Raw genomic sequence first — 6938 nt, forward strand, 5'->3', positions numbered from 1 at the left:
CAAGAATTTCAGATAACGCATAATAAAAGAGTGGTCGATGTCTATTATGTCCCGACCTGGTGAGTAAGTTGTTGTAGTTGTTAATTGCTAGATATGCATTCAAAATAGTTAAGCTATTTAACAACTACAATCTAAAAAATATTTATGAGCCAGAAGCGGATTTTAGTAACTGGTGCAAGTGGCTGTGTAGGACACTACCTAAGCGAAGCTTTAATTAAAGAGACGAATCACGAGTTGTATTTGCTGGTGAGAAACCCAAGTAAACTGCAAGTAGATACTCAAGCACGTCCTGGTATCACAATTTTGCAAGGTGATATGCAAGAAATTAGCTTGTTTGCAGACTTGCTGAAAACAATTGATACTGCGGTGTTAACGGCGACGGCTTGGGGTGGAGACAACACATTTAAGATTAATGTAGACAAAACTCTAGAATTAATGAGTTTGTTAGATCCAGATAGATGCGAACAGGTGATTTATTTTTCTACCGCTAGCGTTTTGGGTCGCAACGAACAACCATTAAAGGAAGCTGGGGAAATAGGGATAGATTATGTTAAGTCTAAATACGAATGTTTACATAAAGTACCGAAATTAGCGATCGCACCCAAAGTTACCACAGTTTTTCCGACTTTAGTTTTAGGTGGCGAAACTGACAAACCTTATTCTCATATTTCTCCAGGAATTTTAGAAGTTACAAAATATGTTGATTTAATTCGTTTTTTGCAAGTAGACGGTAGTTTCCACTTTATTCACGGGCGAGATATTGCCACAGTCGTGCGATATTTAATAGATAATCCACCGAAAGAAAATCAATCGCGAAAATTGGTTTTAGGTCAAACGCAGTTAACAGTAAATAAAGCAATTGAAGATGTTTGCGCTTATCTTGGTAAAAAAATAATCTTTCGCATTCCCTTATCTTTATCGCTAGCTAATGTGATAATCGCTGTATTTCGCATTCAAATGGATGCTTGGAGTCGATTTTGCATGAATTATCGCCATTTTATTTACAAAAATGCCATTAATCCCGCTACTTTCGGCTTACCAAATTACTGCGCCACCATGAGCGATGTTTTGAAAATTAGTGGTGTTAAACCTGCTAACACCAATTCTGTGTAAAAATAATCTCAATTCAGCCTGCCTTCGCAGGCTTGGTTCGTATAGCCCCAGGCTTCCAGCCTGAGGGAGCAATATTTTACTAGTAACAAATCATACCAATATATATAAATAAGGAACCAGGCGATCGCTAATACGTCTCATAAATCATTGTTAAAACAAAATAAAACTAACAACCAGTCAATTACTCTGAGTTTTAGCTACATTAATTACAGTTAAAAAAATAACCATAACGTGAGGATTTCTACTACATGCGAATTTTACTAGTGTATCCTATATTTCCCAAAACCTTTTGGTCATACGAAAAAATCTTGGAATTAGTTAATCGCAAGGTTTTATTACCACCTTTAGGTTTAGTAACAGTAGCAGCGATTTTGCCGCAAGAATGGGAATTCAAACTTGTAGATCGCAACATTCGCACCGCAACTGAAGAAGAATGGGCATGGGCGGATATAGTAATATTCTCCGCTATGATTGTGCAAAAAGCAGATTTACTCGACCAAATTCAAGAAGCAAAAAGACGTGGTAAATTAGTTGCGGTGGGTGGTCCTTACCCAACTTCCGTACCCCACGAAGTTGAGAAAGTAGGCGCAGATTTTCTCATTCTCGATGAAGGAGAAATTACTCTGCCAATGTTTATCGATGCAATTAAGCGAGGAGAAACATCAGGCGTTTTTCGCGCTACCGAAAAACCGGATGTAACATCTACACCGATACCCCGCTTCGATTTACTAGAATTTGATGCTTATGACATGATGTCAGTTCAGTTTTCGCGGGGTTGCCCTTTTCAATGCGAATTTTGTGACATCATTGTTCTTTATGGTCGCAAACCGCGTACTAAAACACCAGCACAACTTTTAGCAGAATTAGATTACCTTTATAAGTTGGGTTGGCGCCGTGGTGTGTTCATGGTGGATGACAACTTTATCGGCAACAAACGTAACGTTAAATTGTTGCTGAAAGAGTTAAAAGTTTGGATGGCAGAACATCAGTATCCCTTCGCGTTTGACACCGAAGCTTCAATTGATTTAGCGCAAGATCCAGAATTGATGGAGTTGATGGTTGAGTGCGGTTTCGCTGCTGTATTTTTGGGAATTGAAACACCAGATGAAGACAGTCTGCAACTAACGAAAAAGTTTCAAAATACTCGCAGTTCGCTAACTGATGCAGTACAAACCATTATTAAAGCTGGATTGCGCCCGATGGCTGGGTTTATTATCGGCTTTGATGGCGAAAAAGCAGGTGCAGGCGATCGCATTGTCCGTTTTGCCGAACAAGCGGCGATTCCCTCTACTACCTTCGCGATGTTGCAAGCGCTACCCAATACAGCTTTGTGGCATCGCCTGAAAAAAGAAGGACGACTGCGCGAAAACCAAGACGGCAACATCAATCAAACTACCTTGATGAACTTTATCGCCACCCGTCCTCTAGAAGATATTGCCAGAGAATACATTGAAGCGTTTTGTGCTTTATACGACCCTGTTAAATATTTAGACCGCACCTATCGCTGCTTTCTGATGATGGGTGGTCCGAGTTGGACACGACCTGCGAAGATGCCAGAATTGGTGCTTGTGAAAGCATTTCTAATTATTATCTGGCGACAAGGAATCAAACGCGAAACTCGCTGGAAATTCTGGCATCATTTGTTTAGCATTATCAAGCGTAACCCAAGAGCTTTAGAGCATTACCTCTCTGCTTGCGCTCATATCGAACATTTCTTTGAATATCGCCAAATTGTGCGCGATCAAATTGAATCTCAGTTAGCTGAGTATTTAGCCCAAGGTGCAGAAAAGCCGTATCAGGCGATTGAGGCAAAAGTTGAGGCAGTAGCATCTAAATAAAAGCACCGACACCCTAGAAGGGTGCGGCTATACAAACAAAGCCTGCCTCCGCAGGCTACAATTTTTAGCCCACGCAGGTAAGCTCTGTTCGTATAGCATCAGGCTTATAGCCTGTAGGGTATTTTATCCGCAATCATGCTTTCGATAAAGAGCGATCGCCCTCCATACTTTACATCACGATTGGAACTGTGAAACGATATTATGCCGCTTGAAGATTATAAAACTGCACTCAGGCAGATTGGAGAAGCGAAACATGATCAGTATGAGGAAGAGGAATAAATCATGGATACTGAGTATGATTTTAGTCAAGGTAAACGTGGAGCTATTGAGCCTACAGCCGAAGGTAAAACAAGGATTACAATACGCTTAGATGATGATATTTTGACCTGGTTTCGCGAACAAGTTCATCTTGCGGGTGGTGGAAACTATCAGACTTTGATAAATAATGCGTTGCGTGAATATGTGCAACAGCGTCGGGAACATGAGCGAGGAAATTTTACGGCGAGTTGTGCGCGAAGAATTGAGTCAGATAAATATGCGGGTTAATGAGTAGGATAATCGCACAAATCCCAACATCACAAATGCGTAGCCGTATCGCACTCTCTCCAAAACAACCAAAATGCGTAGACGCACAGCGGCTTGTCGTTAGACATCGCACTCCAAACCAAACTAACCAAAACGCGAACGACTTTCGTCGCGCAAGCTTCGCATTCTCTCCGAAACAACCAAAACGCGAATGACTCTCGTCGCGCAAGCTTCACTCTGAAAATCTCTAACCTAGTAAACGTTTGAGTTGCTTATACACTTCATCGTCGTTACGTTTACCGACTAAAATCACCTCCACCAAATCTGCATCTACATCAAAGCGGTAAACAATACGGTATTCTCCGGAATCTACGCGATAGTATCCTGGATAACCAGTTAATTCTTTATAATCTGCGGGTAAGGGGTCAACATTCAGCGACATTACTTTTTTCGCTATTTGGGCAGCTATTTTAGGTTGTAAACCTTTGAGAAAATCGAGAACTGTCTCTAAACCGTCTAACTTTGCCATACTATGAATTAGTCATCAAGCGCTGCTAAACGTTCAAGTTCTGCGGTAAAAATCTCCGAACCAACCATTTGAGAATTAGCTACAGCCATTTGTGCTTGTTGACCTAAAATTAAATCTTCTAATTGAGCAATTCGATTTATTAATTGCTCATAATTTTCCACCGACATAATTACATAGCTAGCTTGTGATTCACTTGTCAGTACGATTGGTTCCGTCGCAGCTTGTTCTAAAGCATCACTGTGGGGATTTTGGATGTCTCCAAGGCGAAATTGGCGCATTTTCAAGCTTTCCTAAATGCTTATCAAGTGATTATAACAAGTACATCATTAATATTTTTAGTTGCTAAAAAATATTCAAATTTACGCGTTCACCGGAGGTGGCGGCTTCCGCATCGCATAAATCCTTCAACTTCTACTAAACGCGATAGCCGAAGGCTTAAGCGAAGCTTATCGCATTCTCTCCAAACTAACCTAAATGCGAGCGCTTTATGCGCTGGAATATAATGTTTAATGTGAGTCTCTTTTTTTAAATAACAACTTCGTCTTCTTTTACCAACACATCTTGTTTCTCTTTTATGTTGTCCCAATCAATAACGGCTACCCACAGATTTTCTGTTGTAGAATATTGAACAATTCCATCTACTTCTAAATCTTCGCTATAAAGCGTTATTTCTTGACCATTTTGCAACCAAATTTTCTGATGAGCTAAATCCTCAATCGTACCAATACAATTAAGGCGTAAGCGACCTTGAACATCAGCGTTATGGAAATCTACAAAGACTTTTGACTTTTGCATATTTTGAGAACTCCTAATTTGACTTAGCTGGGTTGCTAATCGTGAAAAATCTTAAGGTATCGACCAATCCACAATTTTCAAACCAGGAACTTTGAACTAAATCTTTACGGTTGCGCGTTACCACTGTAGCACTGACAGAAAGTGCAATGGCTGCAATTCTTAAGTCTTGTGTACCAATACGAATTTTTGCTGCACGTAATTCGTTATAAATATCAAATGCGGCTTCATCAAAATCAAGAATATTCCCTTGACATAACCGATTAAATGTTTCTTTCAATAAAGCATAAGCTGTAACTAATTCTTGTTTTGATTTTGCTCGCTTGATAACATCTAAACGACCGTACATTTGTTCAACAATAGTTATAACTGTTACTGATATTTTTAAGGAGTTAATAGTAGCTATTTTACTAATAACAACTGGATTACCTCGTTGTAGTAGGGAAATATGATCAGTATCAAGCACCCATCGCGTCATCTGATTTATACCTAAGCAAATATAATCCTACTCTTGCGATAAATTATCTTCTATAGTTTTATCTAATTCGTGTCGATAGTTTTCAATAGCTTCGAGCATTTGTTCAAATTGTGGGTCATCTTTAAAAACTCCAGCCATTTCTAACCAAGGATTTTTCCGCTCAAGAGATGGCAATTTTACAGGTAAAGAAACAATTTCTGCTCCTGCTAAATGGGTTTCTAGTCGTTGCTGAATTTGGCTTAGGGCTGTTGCTTTATCGCTTGCTTCTACTTGTAGTTCTGGTATACCTGGAACGATCGCAATTGTTCTCCCATCACTACCTTGTTTAACAATAACGTTTACTAATACTTCGCTATTGTCTTGGTTTTTAATTTGTGGTGTTACAGATGAGAAGGAATTCATAACGATTGTTTACGTATATTTTCTTTAATTGTAAATGAAGTTGCATTTATTGTAGCGCTTTCACAACATCACAAATGCGATCGCACTTTCCCACAAACCCTAACAAATGCGATCGCACTCTCCCCCATCAACCCAACAAACGCGATCGCATTCCAAACCAAAACACCAAAACGCTTATCGCCAAAGGTGGCGGTTGACCCATCGCACTCTTTCCCCTTCCTTCATTGATTCGGACAAATTTCCTGACGCACCTGATCGCGGGTAGCGAGATAATCTTTGAGATAGTTGCAACCCTGCGTTAGTAAATCATCTAAATCTAAACTCCACAATTTGATGGTCTTGTCCAAACTTGCAGAAGCTAAGGTTTTGCCGTCGGGACTAAAAGCGACGCTGTTGACATAACTTTGATGACCAGTCAGGGAGGCAATTTCTTTACCCGTAGCGACATTCCACAATTTGATGGTCTTGTCCCAACTCGCAGAAGCTAAGGTTTTGCCGTCGGGACTAAAAGCGACGCTGTTGACATAACTTTGATGACCAGTCAGGGAGGCAATTTCTTTACCCGTAGCGACATTCCACAATTTGATGGTCTTGTCCCAACTCGCAGAAGCTAAGGTTTTGCCGTCGGGACTAAAAGCGACGCTGTTGACATAACTTTGATGACCAGTCAGGGAGGCAATTTCTTTTCTTGTGGCGAGATTCCACAATTTGATGGTCTTGTCATTACTTGCAGAAGCTAAGGTTTTGCTGTCGGGACTAAAGACGACGCTGTTGACGCTTTCTTGATGACCAGTCAGGGAGGCAATTTCTTTTCTTGTGGCGAGATTCCACAATTTGATGGTCTTGTCATTACTTGCAGAAGCTAAGGTTTTGCTGTCGGGACTAAAGACGACGCTGTTGACGCTTTCTTGATGACCAGTCAGGGAGGCAATTTCTTTTCTTGTGGCGAGATTCCACAATTTGATGGTCTTGTCCCAAATCCCAGAAGCTAAGGTTTTGCCGTCGGGACTAAAAGCAACGCTGTTGAACCAATATTGATGCCCAGTCAGAGAGGCAATTTCTTTTCTTGTGGCGAGATTCCACAATTTGATGGTGTTGTCCCAACTTGCAGAAGCTAAGGTTTTGCCGTCGGGACTAAAGACGACGCTGCTGACGCTTTCTTGATGCCCAGTCAGAGAGGCAATTTCTTTACCAGTGGCGAGATTCCACAATTTGATAGTCTTGTCATTACTTGCAGAAGCTAAGGTTTTGCCGTCGGGAC

General features: G+C 40.7%; 9 protein-coding genes and 1 pseudogene. 4 read left to right on the plus strand and 6 right to left on the minus strand.

The genetic code is table 11. From position 1 onward, the window contains the following. Positions 1-144: 144 nt before the first annotated feature. The 3 genes from AABK37_RS18355 (at position 145) to AABK37_RS18365 (ending at position 3497) form a co-directional block, all read left to right on the plus strand. Positions 145-1113 carry an NAD-dependent epimerase/dehydratase family protein gene (locus tag AABK37_RS18355; protein ID WP_432552980.1) on the plus strand — a complete coding sequence of 323 codons (969 nt, stop codon included), beginning with the start codon at positions 145-147 and terminating at the stop codon, positions 1111-1113. Between the two features lie 248 nt (positions 1114-1361). Beyond that, positions 1362-2951 (plus strand): B12-binding domain-containing radical SAM protein, encoded by a 1590-nt coding sequence (locus AABK37_RS18360; protein WP_432552981.1) that lies wholly within the window; start codon positions 1362-1364, stop codon positions 2949-2951. 282 nt (positions 2952-3233) lie between these two features. Then, entirely contained in the window at positions 3234-3497 is a 264-nt protein-coding gene (locus tag AABK37_RS18365) for a BrnA antitoxin family protein (protein ID WP_432552982.1), read from the plus strand. 226 nt (positions 3498-3723) lie between these two features. Here AABK37_RS18365 and AABK37_RS18370 read toward each other — a convergent pair whose 3' ends face one another. The 5 genes from AABK37_RS18370 to AABK37_RS18390 all read right to left on the minus strand — a co-directional run bounded on the left by AABK37_RS18370 (position 3724) and on the right by AABK37_RS18390 (position 5677). Continuing rightward, positions 3724-4005: a type II toxin-antitoxin system RelE family toxin gene (locus tag AABK37_RS18370; RefSeq protein ID WP_432552983.1), complete on the minus strand. Its 282-nt coding sequence runs from the start codon at positions 4003-4005 to the stop codon at positions 3724-3726. 8 nt (positions 4006-4013) lie between these two features. Beyond that, entirely contained in the window at positions 4014-4283 is a 270-nt protein-coding gene (locus AABK37_RS18375; RefSeq protein ID WP_432552984.1) for a prevent-host-death protein, read from the minus strand. Between the two features lie 247 nt (positions 4284-4530). Then, on the minus strand, positions 4531-4800 hold the full coding sequence (locus tag AABK37_RS18380; protein ID WP_432552985.1) for a hypothetical protein: 270 nt from the start codon (positions 4798-4800) through the stop codon (positions 4531-4533). A 13-nt stretch (positions 4801-4813) separates the two neighbouring features. Then, positions 4814-5263 (minus strand): type II toxin-antitoxin system VapC family toxin, encoded by a 450-nt coding sequence (locus AABK37_RS18385; RefSeq protein WP_432552986.1) that lies wholly within the window; start codon positions 5261-5263, stop codon positions 4814-4816. A gap of 39 nt (positions 5264-5302) precedes the next feature. Beyond that, positions 5303-5677 (minus strand): hypothetical protein, encoded by a 375-nt coding sequence (locus AABK37_RS18390; protein WP_432552987.1) that lies wholly within the window; start codon positions 5675-5677, stop codon positions 5303-5305. 74 nt (positions 5678-5751) lie between these two features. Here AABK37_RS18390 and AABK37_RS18395 point away from each other — a divergent pair, with 74 nt between their 5' ends. After that, positions 5752-5874 (plus strand): hypothetical protein, encoded by a 123-nt coding sequence (locus tag AABK37_RS18395; RefSeq protein WP_432552988.1) that lies wholly within the window; start codon positions 5752-5754, stop codon positions 5872-5874. 24 nt (positions 5875-5898) lie between these two features. Here AABK37_RS18395 and AABK37_RS18400 read toward each other — a convergent pair. Beyond that, positions 5899-6938, minus strand: a pseudogene (locus tag AABK37_RS18400) (WD40 repeat domain-containing protein); the annotation flags it as partial.

The sequence above is a fragment of the Tolypothrix sp. VBCCA 56010 genome, from assembly GCF_050875635.1.
In the GTDB taxonomy this organism is placed as follows: domain Bacteria; phylum Cyanobacteriota; class Cyanobacteriia; order Cyanobacteriales; family Nostocaceae; genus Hassallia.